Genomic DNA, 16,041 nt, shown 5'->3' with positions numbered 1-16,041 from the left:
ATCATACGAACGCTTCCACGGCGATGCCCGCGTCGTCGAGTCCGCGCCGCACGGCCTCCGCCATCGCCACGGCCCCCGGAGTGTCGCCGTGGACGCACAGGGAGTCGGCAGCGACGCCGATCCCGGTGCCGTCGACCGCCTCCACGGCGCCCTCGGCAGCCATCCGCACCGCCCGCGTCGCTATCGTGCCGACGTCCGTCAGCAGTGCGCCCGCCTGCGTGCGGGGCACGAGGGTGCCGTCCGCGCGGTAGCCGCGGTCGACGAACGCCTCGCGCACGTACCGCAACCCCCGGTCGACGGCGACCCGCTCCACGACCGAGCCAGGGAGGCCGAGCAGCGGCAGCGCCGGATCGAACGCGGCGACGGCCTCCACGACGGCGACCGCATGCGCCTCATCGACCACGATGCGGTTGTACAACGCCCCGTGCGGTTTGACGTAACGCACGGTGGAGCCGGCCACGCGCGCCATCCCGGCGAGCGCCGCCAGCTGGTACAGCACCTCGTCGCGCAGTTCGGCTACCGGCACGTCCATGCTGCGCCGGCCGAACCCGGCCAGGTCGCGGTAGGAGACGTGCGCTCCGACGGACACGCCGTTCTCGGCCGCGACACGACACGTCGCCAGCATCGTGGACGGGTCGCCGCCGTGGAACCCGCACGCCACGTTCGCGCTCGTCACCAGCCGCAGCATCGCGGCATCGTCGCCCACCGTCCAGGCGCCGAACGACTCGCCGAGGTCGCAGTTGAGGTCGACGGTGCGCCGCTCGACGATGGGCTCCATCCCCCTATTCTGCGATACCGGCCGATGCCCTCGCACCGGCGGCACGGGCGCGGTGCGCGCGGACCTTCGCACGGTTGCCGCAGCGCTGCATCGAGCACCAGCGGCGGTTGCCGCTGCGCGACGTGTCGAGGTAGACCAGCCGGCAGTCGTCGGCCGAGCACTCGCGGATGCGGCCGTCCGCGTCGGGGCCGAAGAGCCGGACCGCGTCGCGAGCGACGGTGCCGAGCGCCTGGTGGGGCCGCGCCAGCGTGCGTCCCGCCTGTCGTCCTCCACCTGCCAGCGCGGGCGGGATGTCGGGTGTGGCCGCGAAGAGGTTCACCACGTCCACGTCGCCGGGCGCCAGAGCGTCGCCCCGGCTCGCCTGGCGCGCCAGCCGGCCGATGGCGAGGCGCAGCATCTCGGCGTCGCGGAACTCCCGCTCCCCCGTCGTCGCGGCGACCTCGGGGAAGCGCTCCTGGAGCCAGCCGCCGAGCGCCTCCGCGTCGTCGACGGACCTCCACTCGGCGTTGTCCGGTTCGTCGAGACCGCCGGTGTACGAGAAGTCGAGAGCGAGCGAGCCGGAGTCGAACCACCAGCGCATCCCGTCGGAGTCGTCCATCCACTGACCGGTTCCACGGGGAAGGAGGACGTCGGTAGGCACCGAACCAATTTAGTCGGTTATCGGCGACACCCCGAACCGGGCGGAGGGGCCGGGGCGGCCGGCCCGACCAACTGCACGGCCGTCCGGCGTGCACCCCGGGTGGGATACTGAGCGGATGAACGCGACCCGCCCCGACCCCGCCGCCGTCCTCGACGGCGCGACGGTGCGCCTGCGCCCGCTCACGACGGACGACCTGCCCGATCTGCATGACGCGATCGGCCACCCGGAGGTGTTCGCCGGCGGCTGGGGCGGCGGTCCCGCGGCCTACCGCGACACCTACGAGGAATGGCGCGACTTCATCCTGGGCTACCTCGCCTGGAACACCGGCAACGTCACCGCGGTGTGCCTGCGCGACGGCGACCGCCTGGTGGGGACGACCACGCTCGGCGACTTCGACCTCGCCAACGGCTCGGCGCACATCGGCTGGACCGCCTACGCGCCCGAGGTCTGGGGCACGCGCGTCAACGCCGAGACCAAGCGCCTGCTGCTCGGCGCCGCATTCGGCAACGGCTTCGAGCGCGTCAAGCTGCAGGCCGACGTGCTCAACGAGCGCTCGCGGGCCGCGATCCTGCGCCTCGGCGCGACGTTCGAGGGCGTGCTGCGGCACACCCAGCTGCGCGCCGACGGCACCTGGCGCGACACCGCCGTCTACTCGGTGCTCCGGGAGGAGTGGCCGGCCGTGCGCGACGCGCTCGACGCGCGACTGGCGCTCACCGACGCCTGAACGCCGGGGTCAGTCCCGCTCGAGGGAGCGCGGGTCGAGCGCTTCGGTCGCGGCGGCGGCCGCCATCCGGCGCTGCGCGACCGACACCTCCCTGTGCACCCAGGAGATGAGGTTGGCGGAATCGAACCGGCGGCTGCACGCCCCGCAGGCCAGTGCTCTGGCGGGCTTGCGGTACCGGTAGTGGGTGTGCCCGCTGGGGCAGGTGCCGACCCACGGCGCGAGGTCGTCGGCGATGGCGCCGCCGTGCAGCCGTTTGCCCTCGTACCCGAGGTCGAGCGCGATCGCCCGCCAACGCGGGCCGTGTCCCGCGCGTGAGCCGGCGAGCGCGTGCGCGACCTCGTGCAGCAGGATCTGATGGATGTCGTCGTCCTCATAGCGTGCCGCGAGGTAACGCGACACGGTGATGCGCTTCGCCGTGTAATTGCAGAGGCCGGCGCGGGTCTTGGCGTTGTCGAAGTCGAAGCTCCACACCGCGGGGTCGAGGTGGAGGGCGATCAGAGCGTCCGCCCAGCGACGCACACGTTCGAGCTCCGCCATCACCGCAGCCTCCCCGGACGACTCATGCCCCGCATCCTACGCCGGAGCGACGCCGTTATCCTCGCCCGGCGCCACCCCGCCGGACGCTGCCCGCTGCGCCTCCAGAAAGCGCTGCACCACTGCGACGGCGGTGAGGGCTCCCTCGATCTCGGCCGGGGAGGCGCCGAGCTTCTCGCGCAGGAACACCGCTGCCGTCATGTCCGAGAGCGCGTTCTCGTAGTCGGCCTGATCGAAATGGCACTTGCCGCGGTTCTGCACGGCGAACGCCTCGAGTGCGCTCCAGTCGCGACCGCGGGCCTCGTCGACGCACCCGGTGAGCTCGACGATCGCCTCATCGAGCTTGCCCTGGTATTGCAGAACCTGCGCGCGGCGGATCCGCGCCCCCAGCAGTTGCTCGCGATCGCCGGTGAACCGGGCCTGGCGGACGGCTTCGTTGCCGACCACGATCGCTTCGTCGAGCCGGCCGAGCAGGCGCAGCAGGACCGTCTTCTCGTTGAGCGCGCTCAGGCTCCGGAGGCTGCCGAGCTCGTCGAGCCGCTCCTCGGCGGCACGCAGATCGACACGCTCGCGGAGCGTGGACGGATCGTATCCGAGGATGATGCTCAGGGTCGGCTCCCAGGTCGTGCGGTTCCTTCCAGAGTAGTGGTCCCAGGCGGGTTACCCGGGCTGCCGCGTGTCCTGAGCGGGGATCAGCCGGACTTCGACGAGCTTGTCATCACCGGCCTGCGGGGATCCGCGCCCGTCGGTGTTGTTGGTCAGCAGCCAGAGACGGTCGCCGACGACGATCACGTCGCGCAGCCTCCCGAGGTCGCCCTCGAGGAACGCCCGGGTCGTCACGGGGGTGTGGCCGGCCGTCGACCAGGCGGTCCAGAGCCGTTCGCCGCGCAGTGCGGCGAGGAAGATGGTGTCGCCGGCGACGGCCAGACCGCTGGGGCTGGCCTCGTCGGTCGGCCACTGCACGACCGGGTCGGCGTATTTCGGGTTGTCGCCGATCCCCTCGACGACCGGCCAGCCGTAGTTCGCACCCGGCCGGATGACGTTCAGCTCGTCCCACGTGTTCTGGCCGAACTCGCTCGCCCAGAGCGTGCCGTGGGCATCCCAGCCCAAGCCCTGGACGTTGCGGTGCCCGTACGACCAGACGGGAGAACCGGGGAACGGGTTGTCGTGCGGCACCTGGCCGTCCGGGGTGAGCCGCAGGATCTTGCCGCCCAGGGAGGCCAGGTCTTGGGCGTTCGCGCTGTCGGAGGCATCCCCGGTGCCGACATAGAGCATGCCGTCGGGGCCGAAGGCGATGCGACCGCCGTCATGGTTGGCGGCTTCGGGCACGCCGGTCAGCACCGGCTCGGGAGGGCCGAGCGCGTAGGAGCCGGGCACGCCGCTCAGCGGCATCCGCACCACGCGGTTGTCGCTCCGGGTGGTCAGGTAGGCGTAGAGGAACGGCGGCGCCGCGACCGCCTGGACGGCGAGGCCGAGGAGGCCGCCCTCCCCCTGGTGCACGACGCCCGGCACGGTGCCCACCTGACGCAGGCCGCCCTGCGGGAGCCGCTCGATCACCCGGCCGTCGTCGCGTTGGCTGATCAGCGCGGAGCCGCTGGGCAGCCGGAGGACGGACCAGGGCGCATCGAGACCGGTCTCGAGCACGGTCTGCGCTCCGGGCTGCCACGGGATGGCGGCGACCGCCGGGACGGACGCGGTGGGGCGTGGTGCCGAGGACGTGTGCGTGGGGGTGGGGGCGGGAGCCGGGGTCGTGCAGGCCGTGAACGCGAGGACGACCGCGCAGACGGCCAGGAGGCGTGCGTGCAGCATCCGGCGCATCGTGCCTCCCCTCACGCGCCCCATGCTAGACCGATGCGATCTCCGGCGACTGGCGGCACCGGGTTCCGGAACGCCGGAACCCGGTGCCGCCACCGGCGGGTGCGGGTCAGGCCCGGCGGCGGCGCCGGCCCACGAACGCAGCGCCCAGCAGGGTCAGCAGCCCGGCCCAGAACGCGACGAGGAGGTAGTCTCCTGTGCTTCCGGTGCTGGCCAGACCGCCCGACGGCGCCGTCACGGGCGGGTCGACGTAGATCGTCGAGCACGCCGAGGCCGGGTCGTCGGCGCACGGGCCGTCGACCGCCGGCGGCTGCCACGGCCCGGTCGGCGGGGTCGTCACCGTCACCGAGTTGACCGGGTAGCCCTCCGCGGCGTAGGTCACCACGACGTGGAGGTCGACGCTCGCGCCCGCGGCCAGCTCGGCGATCGGCCAGGTGACCGTGCCGGCCCCTTTTCCGGCACCGGCGGCGAACGTGCCGCCCTGGTCGGCCGACACGAAGGTCGCACCCGCCGGAAGAGTGTCGACCACGTCGAACCCGGTGGCGTCGAGCGCTCCGATGTTGGTGACCGTGACCGTGTACGTCACCTTCTCGTTCAGCCCGACCACGGAGGCCGAGGCCCGCTTGCCGAACTCGAGCCTCCCGTACTCGAACGTGTTGGTGAGCGTGGTCACCTGCGCGGGCGGCACGACCCCCTGCACCGCAGCCGACCCGATGTGGACGCTGCCGTTGGCGACCGCACGGGAGGCCTCCCCGTAGCTGCCGGCCGCTCCCGACTCGACGACCGTGCAGTCGGAACCGATCGGGAGGCCGTCGAGGCGGGCGGTGAAGCCGGCCGAACGCGCCAGCACCGTGTGCGCCGCCGCGCCCAGGTCGACGGGGACGCCCGCGACCGTGCACGCCACGTCGGCACCGAACTCGTCCGGAGCCGCGGCCGCCGCGGCGCCGGTGACGACCTTGTCGATCTGCAGCGGGCCGGTGGCGATCGCCACGCCGGCCTTGACCGGAGCACGGCGCACCATCCCGCCCCCGGCGAGCGACGCGGTCGCGCCGAACTGGTTCCACGCCACGGCAGGCGACGCGGTCGGCGACGCAGGCAGCGACACCGGGGCGCCGTCCGGCGCGGCCGCCGTGGCCGGGCGGTCGATCGTGCGGTAGAGCACGGTCGCGCCCTCCCCGCCGCGCAGCGCCCCGTTCGCCGTCGCGGCGAAGTCGAGCGTCACGCGGATGCCGGTCACGTCTGCCCAGTCGCCGGTGAAGGCGCCCGACGCCGTCCAGGAGGCCGGGTGCGTCGAACAGGTCGGGTCGCTCGGCCAGGCGGTGGTGCTCCCCGCCAGGCAGACGCCCGGCTCGGTGGTCACCTCCCAGGTCACGGCCGTCCCGGCCGGAACGTCCTGCACCGTGACACCGGCCGCGCCGTCGAAGACGGGACGGAACGTCGAGCCGCGCGAGCCTCCGGTCGCGAGCATGCGGTCGCCGATCGTCGGCAACGGGTCGACGAAGACGAGCGAGGTGTAGTCCACCGTTCCCGTGTTGAGCGCGTTCAGCCTCCACTGATCGGTGCCGCCGACCACGGTGTTGGCCGCGCACGGCGAGGCGTAGTAGCCGTCGGCGTCGGTGCGGCAGGTCGCGCCGGGGTCGGTCAGGTTGAGCGCGCCGGAGACCGTGCGGCCGACGACGTCGCCCTGAACGCCCTTCGTGGTGTACAGCGACGGGCCGTTGACCGGCTGCACGTAGTTGGTCGTGCCGCACTCGGTGGCGGGGAGGCCGCTCAGCGTGCCCTGACCGTTGCCCGAGCCGTTGGTGCAGGCCGTGAGGGTCTGGACCGTCGACACGACGAACTGGTTGGTCGCCCGATCGCCGGAGCTCAGGCCCGGCTTGAGGATGAGGCCGAGGACGACCGTGAACCGCTCGCCCGGCGACATCCGCGACCCGCCCGCCGGCCAGGTGAGGCCGAACCGTCCGGTCGCGGCGTCGTAGGCCACCGCCGGAGCGGTCGAGAGGGTCCCGCCCGCGCTGGTCGAGAAGGCGGGCGCCTCGCCGTCCCAGACGAGCGACGCGGGCAGCGTGTCGGTCAGCCCGGTGAGGTCGAGGTAGCCGGTGCCGGTGCTGGCGAACGTCAGCGTCCACGGGACGCTGTCGCCGACCGAGACGGTGTGCACGTTGTCGGCGGGCGTCTTGGAGACGTCCAGGGAGGCCGTCCCCGGCGCGAGCTGCATCCCGGCGGACGCGTCGGCCGTGGCGTCGGCGTAGACCGTGGGCACGTCCGTGCGGTGGCTCACCGTGTGGACGGTGTCGCTCACGCTGCCCGGGAACGGGATCGCCGAGCCGTCGCGTGCGACCGCCAGGAGCGAGACGTGCAGCACGACCGACGCGGTGAAGCCCGCGGGCACGGCGCTTCGGCTGAAGAGCCCGCCGTCGGCGCGGAGGAACGTGAACCGCAGGCCGGTCACCTGCCCGGTGGCGGCCGTCGGCAGAGCGGCCGTCGCCGCAGGGGTGCCGATGATCCAGGTGCCGCTGCCGCCGGTCTGCGCATCCACGCGGACCTGGTCGGCTCCGGCCGGGAGGGTCACGTCGCCGGCGCTCAGGCCGGTCAGCGCGAAGCGGTTCCAGAACGCGGTGTCGTCGTCGGTGATGACGACCTGGTGCGTCGCCGCGGTGGCGGCACCCGGCGTCGCGGTCAGTGTGACGGTCACCGGGGCGGTGCGATCGCGCTCGAGCAGCGTGCTCGGCGAGATGGTCTTGCCCGCGGTCACGCCGAGGGTTCCGGTGGTGAGCGTCAGTGCCGCGTCGGCCGAGGCGAACGGCTGCGATCCCTGTCCGGAGGGGAACAGAACCGGGTCGTACCCTTGCGTGAAGCCGTGGTTGTCGATCCGGAACGCCGTGACGGCCGCCCCCGACGTGCGGGTGACCGCGCGGACACGGGTGTCGAGGTCGAGCGTGAGCGCCTGTCCGGAGGCGATCGTGCCGCCGGTCGTCTGCGGGCCGGCGCCCTGGTAGACCACACTCACGCCGATCACGTCGGCGAGATCGGCCGGCTGGAGGGCGGCCGCCGTCCGCAGCGAGACGACGCTGGTGGAGGTCGTGCCGTCGGCCGCGCGGTGCCACAACGTGACCTGCGAGGCGTCCTGGTCGACCTGGCCCGCCGGCACCGTGAACCTGATCCTGGTCAGGTCGAGACGCTCGAAGGGGCTGGCGTCGGTGTAGGTCGCCCCCGCGAAGGGATCGGCTCCCCACGCGCTCGCACCCGACAGGCAGGCGGTCTCCGCTCCCGCGTCGCACGGCGACGGGTCGGTCACCCGCACGTAGGATGCGCGCGACGTCGACGTGTTCTCAGCGGTCAGCGTGAAGGTGTTCGTGGGATAGTCCGCAGGGTCGACGTCGCCGAGGTGCGGCACGACGATCGTCGAGCGCGAACTGGTCTTCGTCAGGCTCACCGCCGGCGGCTGGTCGATCAGCGTGACGGTGTCGTGGCCGGTGACGGGCGGAACCGGGCTGCCGCCCTGGACGCCGTCCGCTTGCGCGACGTTGTCGACCGAACCGGCCGTGCCCGCCGTGACCCACGGGTGGGCAGGATCGGCCGGCACCCGCTGCACGTTGCGCAACTGCCAGACCAGCCCGATGGGACGGGACTGACCGAACGCGACGGTCGCGACTCCCGAGCCGGCAGGAGGTGCGGTCGGGTCCGTCGCCTGCGCCCGGGCGCTGTCGTTCGGCACGACCGTGATGCGCACACCCGTCGTGTCGGCGGTCTGGGCCGGGGTCAGTGCGTAGCCGACGAAGCCCGCCCCGTTCATCCAGCCGCCGGCCGGTGCCGGAACCGTCGTCCACGCTCCGCCGCGGAACAGCTCGACCGTGCTCACGGCGTCCCAGCGCAGCAGCGGGTCGGCGCTGTACGGGATGGGAGAGACGGCCATCAGATCGAACGACTGGAACACCGTCGACTCGGGATGCGCCGGGTCGCCTGCCGGATCGGTCAGCGTGACCGAGCTGTAGCCGGTGTCGGTGACGCCCCAGCTGAGCAGCGTGCCCGCCTTGTCGCCGGACTGCGACGGAAGGTCGGTGACATCTCCGGTGAGGTCGGTCTTCGTCCACTTCTTGGCGATGCCGAGCGACCCCGCGCCCGTGGTCGACTGGATCTTGCCGTTCGCGTCGGCCGTCTTCCGGGCACCCGTGACGACCGCGCCGTCGACGGATCCCTGGGTGTCGGCGACCGCGTGGTTCGTGTACGTGCTCGCGGCGGCACCCGCGGTGGAGGTGGGTCCGCTGCCGTCCCGCAGCGTCGCACGCGCCTGAGCCGTGATCGACGGCCGCACCGTCGTGCCCTGGGCGAAGCCGGCGGCGTCGGCGAAGGTGAAGCGCAGGCCGACGACGCCGGCGGGCAGCGACGCCGCGCGGTAGACGGTGGCGGCGGCGGTCGCGTCGACCGTGTCGAGGACCGTCCAGGTGCCGCCGTCGGTCGTGTACTCGACCGTCAGGGTCGAGCCTTTCAGCACCTGCGTCGGCGCGATGCCGATCGGGTCGAAGCCGTTGAAGAAGTCGTTCGCGGTGCCGGGTCGCCAGACATCCTCCACCACGATGCTGGTCGGGCGCACGTAAGCCGAGTCGCTCGACGTCGTCGCGGGGAGCTGTGCCGTGACGGTGGCGCCGGGAGAGACCGGCGCGGACGGCGTGATGGTCTTGGCGAGCGTGAGCTCGATGTCCGGATAGAAGATCGACAGCGGGGCCGTCGCCTGCCGGGTCGCCGTGCCGGCGGCGTTCGTGCCCGTGACCGTCAGGGTGTTGGTGGTGTCGACGTGCGCGCCCTGCGCCGCGATGTCGGAGGTGGGGGCGATCAGGAACTGCGCGTTCGCGACCGTCCCCACGGCGATCGACCCGCTGAAGGACAGTTCGATGCCGCTCAGGTACGTTCCGGACGGCGCGGCCGGCGCCACCGGGGTCGCGCCGTCCGCGAACGACGACGTCTGCGTGGACCCGTCGGAGAAGTGCCACACCGCCTGCGCGGCGGTCGCGCCCGACGGGTAGGAGACTCCGGCCGCGAAACCGCCGAAGCGGAGGTTATCGGTGAAATAGCCCAGATCGGAGAGGGTCAGCGTGTCGAGCGGGCCGTTGGAGGAGTTCTTGCCGGAGATCGTCGCGGTGGCGGTCGTGCCGGCCGGGATGCGCGCGGGCGAGATCTGCTTGCCGGGCGTGACGGCGACGGTCAGTCCGCCCACGGCGAAGGGTGCGGTCGCCGTCTTCGTCACGGGGGTCTGGCCCTCGACCGAGACGGTGCCGGCGACGCGGTTGGTGACGCTCGCCCCCGTGACCAGGGCTGCGCCGGTCTCACGGTCGGTGGAGCGCTGGGCGACCAGCACGCCGACGGAGCCCGCGGCGCCCGCGGCGGTCAGCGCGGTGCCGTCCGGACCGGCGAAGGTGAAGCGGAGGCCGCCGACGTCACTGCTCTGAACTCCGGTGGGCAGCGCGATCGCCGACGGGTCGGCGGGCGGGCCGGTGTGCCACGCCCAGGCGCCCGTGGCAGTGTCGCGCACGTACGCGTCGACCTGCACCGTGGTCGCCCCCTGCGGCAGCACGACCCCGCCGAAGCCGGCGAAGTCCACGATTGCGAAGGGGTTGGCGGCGTCCAGAGTGGTCGAGCCGTCGGCGGCGGTCGCCGGGTCTTGCAGCGTCAGAGCGGACGCGGGGACGTTGGAGGTGTTCTGCGCGGAGAGCGAGACCGTCGACCGGGCGCCGGGGAGGTACTGCTGACTGGTCGGCGTCCAGGTCTTGCCGACGGCGACATCCACCGAGGTCGGCACGTTCACGGTCACGTCGGCGCTGCTGGAGACCGGCGTGGGCGAGCCGGCGAAGGTTCCGACCGCGGTGTTCGTCACGGCGTGGTTGACCGCGGACGACTGCGGCGTGAGCGTCTGCGGCGCCTTCAGCGTGACCATCACCAGGTAGGTACCGCCCGCGGGGATGCCCACTCCACCGGCCACCGGCTCCTGGAACTGCACGGTGAGCGCGCACGACGCGGTGACGGTGTCGGTGCAGCCGGCCAGGCTCGTGGCGACGGGCTTGCCGCTGGGCTGGACGGTGGTGTCGAGGATCGAGAACCCGGCGAAGTCGGCAGGAAGGGTGTCCACCAGCTTGGCGTCGACGCAGTCGTTGTCGTCGCAGCCCACCTCGATCTTGTAGGTGAACTCGGCACCCTTGAGCACCGTGGCGGCCTTCTGGTTGTCGCCGACGGTCTTGTCGACGGTCAGCGCCGCATCGGCGGCGAGCGCCGGGGCGGCGACCACGCCTCCGCCGATCAGTGCGACGACGGTCGCGACGCTCAGCGCGCCGAGGAGCCCCAGCCGCGGTGCGGCGGCCGACGCTCCCCGGTGGTCCGCGCGGTGCGCGGGCGGCCGGCTGCGGCGGGTGCCGGTGCCGGTACTGGTGCTGCGAAACGAATTGCGGACATGCTGAAGGACGCGACGAAGCAAGGCGATCGGGTTTCGGGTACGCGTGAGTTCGGGTTCGCGCGCCGAAGGACGGGCCGGGTGAGCCCTCGCGCGCCTCCCGGTTCGGGTTCCGGGAGGTTCTCTCGCACTACCTGTCTACCAATTCCGACCGTCCGGTCGGAAGCACGGTTGTACCCCGTTTTCGAGGGCCAGTCCGCATAAATGCGGACACGGACCGTACCCCAATGCGGGGGGGTCACGTCAATCGATGACGCGAACGTCCTTCCAGAACGCGACGTAGTTGCTGTAGTCCTTGCCGACACGGTCGAACGAGCTCGGATACGGGGTCGGGTAGCTCCAGGCGCGATCCTGGAGCAGGGAATCGCCGTCCTTCACCGAGAAGTACTGGCACTCGCCCTTCCACGGGCAGGTGTACGGGGTGTCGGACGCCACCAGGTACTCGGCGTTGACGCTCGCGGGCGGGAAGTACCAGTTGCCCTCGATGCGGATGAGGTCCTCGGTGGGAGCCTCGGCGATGACGGTGTCGTTCAGAACAGCTTTCATGGATGAAACCTCCTGACGCCAGTGAACACCCGGGTCTCCCGGATCATTCCGCCGCCGCCGCCCGCGACTCCCGTCGAGTGCCCAGGTTCGAACGCGCGCGCCGGCTTCGGGGAGGGACGACTCAGGGTGCTCGCAGGATCCGCACCTCGGACACGGTGTCGAGTCGCCCGGAGCGTGCCAGCTCGGCGGGGTCGGCGCCCGCGGCGATCCGCTCCTGCCCGGACACGGAGGCGGTCAGCAGGTGGGCGACGGCCCCGCGCAGCCCCGTGAAGGCCGCGCACGCCGCAGCAGCCTCCGGCGAGCTGTAGTCGATCCCGACGCCGGCGAGCGCGTCGACGACGGCGCCGGCGGCGAGGAGGTCCTCCACAGCGAACCGTGTGCCGCCGTCCGCCGCCGTGGCCCCGGCCGCGACCAGGGCGACCATCGCCCGGCGGCCCAACCGCACCTGCTCGTCGAGGATCCAGCGGGCGACCGCGGGCGCGTCGGTCAGTCCGGCGGCGACGACGGCGGCCGTACCGGGTACGAGCTCGAGGGCGAGCCCCGGCCCCTCGTCGGCGAGCGCGTCCACCCAGACGACCACGTCGGCATCCGCCACGATCGCCGACGCGCCGCCTGACGCCCAGTCGAGACGCACCTGGTACTTGGCCTGACGGTGGGCGGCGGGAACGGCCGAGGGTTCGACGTGGGCGGAAGTCACCGCCTCAGCGTATCCGGGCGGCCGGAGGCGGCCGACGCGTGTTGCGCCCGGTGACGCAGCTCGTGCTCGCGTTCGCGCGCCGACGCCGGGCGCATCTGCTCCCGGATGAGCTCGAAGTCGTGGCGTGTGAGCTCGATCAGCCCGGCGCGCAGCTGATAGCCCCAGTCGGGTGTGCCGCGCGTGAAGTCGAGCGAGGACAGCAGCGGCCGGATGGGCGTGGCGACGGCGTCATGGTCCCAGTCGACGCGGCGGCGCCACGCGATCAGATCGGCTGACGCGTTGCGCCGTTGCCCCGCTCCCGGCTGCATGCCCTGCGTCGCCTGGTAGACGTCGGCGTCGGCCAGCCTCCCGACAGCGGTGAACTGCTTCAGGGGGTCGCCGTCGGGGTACGACTCGCGCGGCGAGTAATACACGAAGCCGTCGGCGGCGCCCATCCGCTCGAGCGGCGCGCGGGCCCCGTGATTCACCTGCGCGAAGCCGCCCGCCACGCCGCGGAGCACGTGGTCGTGCTGAACCACGCCCAGCCAATAGCGGATCGCCATGCTCCCGTTCTAGCGCACAGGGCCGACATCCGCAGAACCTGCAGCGTGTCGAATCCCGCGCGCGCCGGTCGACGTGTCCATGAGCGCCCCGCGACGGAAGGACCCGCATGCGCTATCTCCTCGTGCTGATGACGGACCCGACACCGCCGGCCGCCGTGCTGCAGCGGTACACGGTCGACCTGATCCGTGCCGGCGTGCTGCTCGCCGGTGAGCTGCTCGCCGACGACGCCCTCCTGATCGAGCTCGTCGACGACGGCCCCTGCCGCGTCGTCGATGCCCCGCGCGCGACGGGGCGGCCGACCGCGGTGTGGATCGTCCAGACGGCGGACCGGGCGGAGGCGGTCGAGTGGGCGAGGCGCCTGCCGCTGGATCGTGGCAGAGTCGAGGTGCGCCGCATCCTGAACGGCGCGGCGGCGCTGGTGTGAACGGCGCGGGCAGGTACGACGGCATGGACGCGGGAGGGATGCGGGTGGCGGAGTCTGACGACCGGGCGGCCGACGAAGCGCGCCGGGCCGCGGAAGCGCGCCGCGCCGTGGAAGCGGTGTGGCGCATCGAGTCGGGCAAGCTCGTCGCCGCGCTCGCCCGGTGGACCGGCGATGTCGGCCTGGCCGAGGAGCTGGCGCAGGATGCGTTGGTCGCCGCGCTCGAGCAGTGGCCGCAGAGCGGGGTGCCGCGCACTCCCGGCGCCTGGCTGACGACGGTCGCCAAGCGGCGCGCGATCGACGGCTGGCGCCGCCGCGACCGCCTCGACGAGCGGTACGCCGCACTGGCCCGCGACCTGGAGCAGCAGGACGACGACGACCCCGCCGCGGCCGTCGAGGAGGAGATCCAGGACGACCTCCTCCGGCTGGTCTTCGTGTCCTGCCACCCCGTGCTCGCACCCGGGGCACGGGTCGCGTTGACCCTCAAGCTGCTTGGCGGGCTGACGACCGACGAGATCGCGCGGGCGTTCCTCGTGCCCGTGCCGACCATCGCCCAGCGCATCGTGCGCGCCAAGCGCACACTGACCGCGGCCCACGTACCGTTCGAAGTGCCCGATCGCGCCGACTTTCCCGAACGGCTGTCGTCGGTGCTGGAGGTCGTCTACCTGATCTTCAACGAAGGCTACTCGGCGACCGCAGGCGACGACTGGATGCGCCCCGACCTCTGCCAGGAGGCTCTGCGCCTGGGCCGGGTGCTCGCCGAGCTCACCCCGCGGGAACCGGAGGTGCACGGCCTGGTCGCGCTGATGGAGTTCCAGGCCTCGCGGCTCCCCGCCCGTGCCACGGCCGACGGCGAACCGATCCTGCTGCAGGACCAGGACCGCACCCGCTGGGACCGCATCCTCATCGGCCGCGGTGTCGCAGCCCTCGACCGCGCCGACCGGCTGCTCGGCGCCCGCGGGCGCGGCCCGTACACGCTGCAGGCCGCCATCGCCGCCTGCCATGCGACGGCTCCCACCCTCGAGGACACCGACTGGGAGGAGATCGTCGCCCTCTACGGCGCGCTCGCGGCCGTCCGCCCCTCCGCCGTCGTGGAGCTCAACCGCGCCGTCGCCGTCTCGATGGCCTCCGGCCCGGACGCGGCGCTCGAGGTCGTCGACCGGCTCGTGGAGGACGGCGCGCTGGAGTCGTACCACCTGCTTCCGTCGGTGCGCGCCGACCTGCTGTTCAAGGTGGGGCGGCACGCCGAAGCCGAACTGGAGTTCGAGCGGGCGGCGTCGATGACGGCGAACGCGCGGGAGCGGACGCTGCTGCTCGCGCGGGCGGCCGACGCGGCGGCAGCGGGTCGAGGGGGCGGGCGGTAGGGCGGGACGCCCGGCACGGCCCTCCCGATCCGGGAGTGGCCCGAGAATGCGGCCCCGCTCTGCCCCGCGGCGGCTGCGATGCGTGACACTGGGAGCGTGAGAGTCCTCCTCAAGCTGCTGCTCGACTGCGACCCGGACGCCGCCTGGCGCGCCCTGCAGAGCCCGACGGCGTTCCGCGAGGTGGCGATGCCGTGGGTGGACTTCCGGTCGGACGAGCCCGCGGGGTTCCCGACGACCTGGGACGACGCGGAGCACAGAGTCACCGTGCGTGCGCTCGGTGCCTTCACCGTCGGGACGCAGGCGATCCGGCTCGACACGCTGCGCTCCACCGATCCGCGGGAGAGCGCCACGCGCATCCTGCGCGACAGCGGCGGCGGCACCGGCGGGATCCTGTCCGCGATGCCGCGGCTCGACCACCGGATGGCGGTCGCCCCCGACCCGGCAGGGCCCGGCCCCGACGGCCGGCTGCGGACCCTCTACCGCGACCGCCTGATCGTGCGGGCGGGCGTCGTCACGCCGCTCGCCTGGTACGGACTGTGGGCGTTCTGGCAGTGGCGCGGCGTGCGCCTGCGGCGCCTCGCGCCCACCTGGGCATACGATCCCCCCACGCCGGACGACCGGATCGACGACATCCCCGCCGCCCCGAGCGGCGACCCGGCGACCGGCGACCCGGCGAACAGCGCACCGAGATCCGACTCCGAGACGGAGGCAGCAGCATGAGCACTCTCACCCCCGAGCCCGCATCGGCGGTCGACCCCGGCCAGGGTCGCGCTGCGACGGTGGTCCAGACCGCGGACTGGCGGCGCAGCGTGTTCGCGCTGTACGCGTCGGTGCGCCGGATCGCCGCGAGCGACCCGGCCGCCGCGCACGCGCACTGGATCTCCTGCCGCAACGATCTCTTCTCGTCGCATCCGGCCTCCCCCCTGCTCGACGCCGACCGCGACCGCTTCACCGGTCTGCCGGTGTCGCCGTACGACCCCGACTGGCGCTTCGAGCTCCCTGTGCACGCACCCGCCGAACCGAAGCGGATGGAGGTGGAGACCGGCACCGACGGCGTCGTGCCGTTCGAACTGCTCGGCACCGTGCGCGTGCCGCTCGCCGGCACGCTCGACGTGTGGAAGCTGGCCTCCTACGGCGGCGGCCTGTTCGTGCCGGTCAAAGACGCCCTGGCCGGCAAACGCGGAGGTACCTACGGCGGCGGCCGCTACCTGATCGACAGCATCAAAGGCGCCGACCTCGGGATGTCGGCAGACGACGGGGAGGCGACCCTCGTCCTCGACTTCAACTTCGCATACAACCCGTCGTGCGCGTACGACCCGGCCTGGGCATGCCCGCTCGCGCAGGCGGGCAACACCCTCCCCGTCGAGATCCCCGTCGGCGAGCGCTACCCCGGCTGACGCCGGGCGCCGCGCCGCCGCGAGCGTGCACGAGGCGCGCTCGAAGGGCGCGCGAAGGGCGCACGAAGGGCGCACGAAGGGCGCTCAAACGCCCTCAAACGGGCACTCTAAGGGCGCCTACGCGCCCCTCGGCAACCCTT

Annotated in this window: 14 protein-coding genes; 5 read left to right on the top strand and 9 right to left on the bottom strand. The window is 72.9% G+C overall.

Translation table 11 applies throughout. From position 1 onward, the window contains the following. Position 1: 1 nt before the first annotated feature. The gene (locus tag Q0Q23_RS16080) at positions 2-778 is read right to left on the bottom strand and encodes a LamB/YcsF family protein (protein ID WP_295126322.1); all 777 of its coding nucleotides are present in this window, start codon (positions 776-778) and stop codon (positions 2-4) included. Positions 779-782: 4 nt separating this feature from the next. Then, a complete protein-coding gene (locus tag Q0Q23_RS16075; RefSeq protein WP_363316265.1) occupies positions 783-1,418 on the bottom strand; it encodes a CGNR zinc finger domain-containing protein in 636 nt (211 codons plus the stop codon). A gap of 115 nt (positions 1,419-1,533) precedes the next feature. Between Q0Q23_RS16075 and Q0Q23_RS16070 the strand changes: the two genes are divergently transcribed. Beyond that, complete coding sequence (locus tag Q0Q23_RS16070) at positions 1,534-2,142, top strand: GNAT family N-acetyltransferase (RefSeq protein WP_295126319.1); 609 nt, start codon at positions 1,534-1,536, stop codon at positions 2,140-2,142. A gap of 9 nt (positions 2,143-2,151) precedes the next feature. Here Q0Q23_RS16070 and Q0Q23_RS16065 read toward each other — a convergent pair whose 3' ends face one another. The 7 genes from Q0Q23_RS16065 to Q0Q23_RS16035 form a co-directional block, all read right to left on the bottom strand. Continuing rightward, complete coding sequence (locus Q0Q23_RS16065) at positions 2,152-2,679, bottom strand: SprT-like domain-containing protein (protein WP_295126317.1); 528 nt, start codon at positions 2,677-2,679, stop codon at positions 2,152-2,154. Positions 2,680-2,715: 36 nt separating this feature from the next. Next, positions 2,716-3,123 carry a hypothetical protein gene (locus Q0Q23_RS16060; protein ID WP_295126315.1) on the bottom strand — a complete coding sequence of 136 codons (408 nt, stop codon included), beginning with the start codon at positions 3,121-3,123 and terminating at the stop codon, positions 2,716-2,718. A gap of 213 nt (positions 3,124-3,336) precedes the next feature. After that, positions 3,337-4,509, bottom strand: coding sequence for a sorbosone dehydrogenase family protein (locus tag Q0Q23_RS16055; protein WP_295126313.1), 1,173 nt, complete (start codon positions 4,507-4,509; stop codon positions 3,337-3,339). Between the two features lie 91 nt (positions 4,510-4,600). Then, a complete protein-coding gene (locus tag Q0Q23_RS16050; RefSeq protein WP_295126310.1) occupies positions 4,601-10,957 on the bottom strand; it encodes a DUF5979 domain-containing protein in 6,357 nt (2,118 codons plus the stop codon). Between the two features lie 219 nt (positions 10,958-11,176). Then, the gene (locus Q0Q23_RS16045) at positions 11,177-11,479 is read right to left on the bottom strand and encodes a DUF427 domain-containing protein (protein ID WP_295126307.1); all 303 of its coding nucleotides are present in this window, start codon (positions 11,477-11,479) and stop codon (positions 11,177-11,179) included. A gap of 121 nt (positions 11,480-11,600) precedes the next feature. After that, complete coding sequence (locus Q0Q23_RS16040) at positions 11,601-12,176, bottom strand: 2-phosphosulfolactate phosphatase (RefSeq protein WP_295126304.1); 576 nt, start codon at positions 12,174-12,176, stop codon at positions 11,601-11,603. Then, entirely contained in the window at positions 12,173-12,718 is a 546-nt protein-coding gene (locus tag Q0Q23_RS16035) for an EVE domain-containing protein (protein ID WP_295126300.1), read from the bottom strand. The genes Q0Q23_RS16040 and Q0Q23_RS16035 overlap by 4 nt, the downstream gene beginning before the upstream one ends. A 107-nt stretch (positions 12,719-12,825) precedes the next feature. Here Q0Q23_RS16035 and Q0Q23_RS16030 point away from each other — a divergent pair, with 107 nt between their 5' ends. The 4 genes from Q0Q23_RS16030 (at position 12,826) to Q0Q23_RS16015 (ending at position 15,901) form a co-directional block, all read left to right on the top strand. Then, a complete protein-coding gene (locus Q0Q23_RS16030; protein ID WP_295126297.1) occupies positions 12,826-13,143 on the top strand; it encodes a YciI family protein in 318 nt (105 codons plus the stop codon). 44 nt (positions 13,144-13,187) lie between these two features. Continuing rightward, positions 13,188-14,504 carry an RNA polymerase sigma factor gene (locus tag Q0Q23_RS16025; RefSeq protein WP_295126294.1) on the top strand — a complete coding sequence of 439 codons (1,317 nt, stop codon included), beginning with the start codon at positions 13,188-13,190 and terminating at the stop codon, positions 14,502-14,504. Positions 14,505-14,600: 96 nt separating this feature from the next. Beyond that, positions 14,601-15,224, top strand: a complete 624-nt coding sequence (locus Q0Q23_RS16020) for a hypothetical protein (RefSeq protein WP_295126291.1) — start codon at positions 14,601-14,603, stop codon at positions 15,222-15,224. After that, entirely contained in the window at positions 15,221-15,901 is a 681-nt protein-coding gene (locus tag Q0Q23_RS16015; RefSeq protein ID WP_295126288.1) for a DUF1684 domain-containing protein, read from the top strand. Before Q0Q23_RS16020 ends, Q0Q23_RS16015 begins: the two co-directional genes overlap by 4 nt. Positions 15,902-16,041 lie beyond the last annotated feature (140 nt).

The organism is uncultured Leifsonia sp. (assembly GCF_945957465.1).
Lineage (GTDB): Bacteria > Actinomycetota > Actinomycetes > Actinomycetales > Microbacteriaceae > Leifsonia.
The sequence above is the reverse complement of the archived record's forward strand: the minus strand, read 5'-3'. Positions and strand labels throughout refer to the sequence as shown.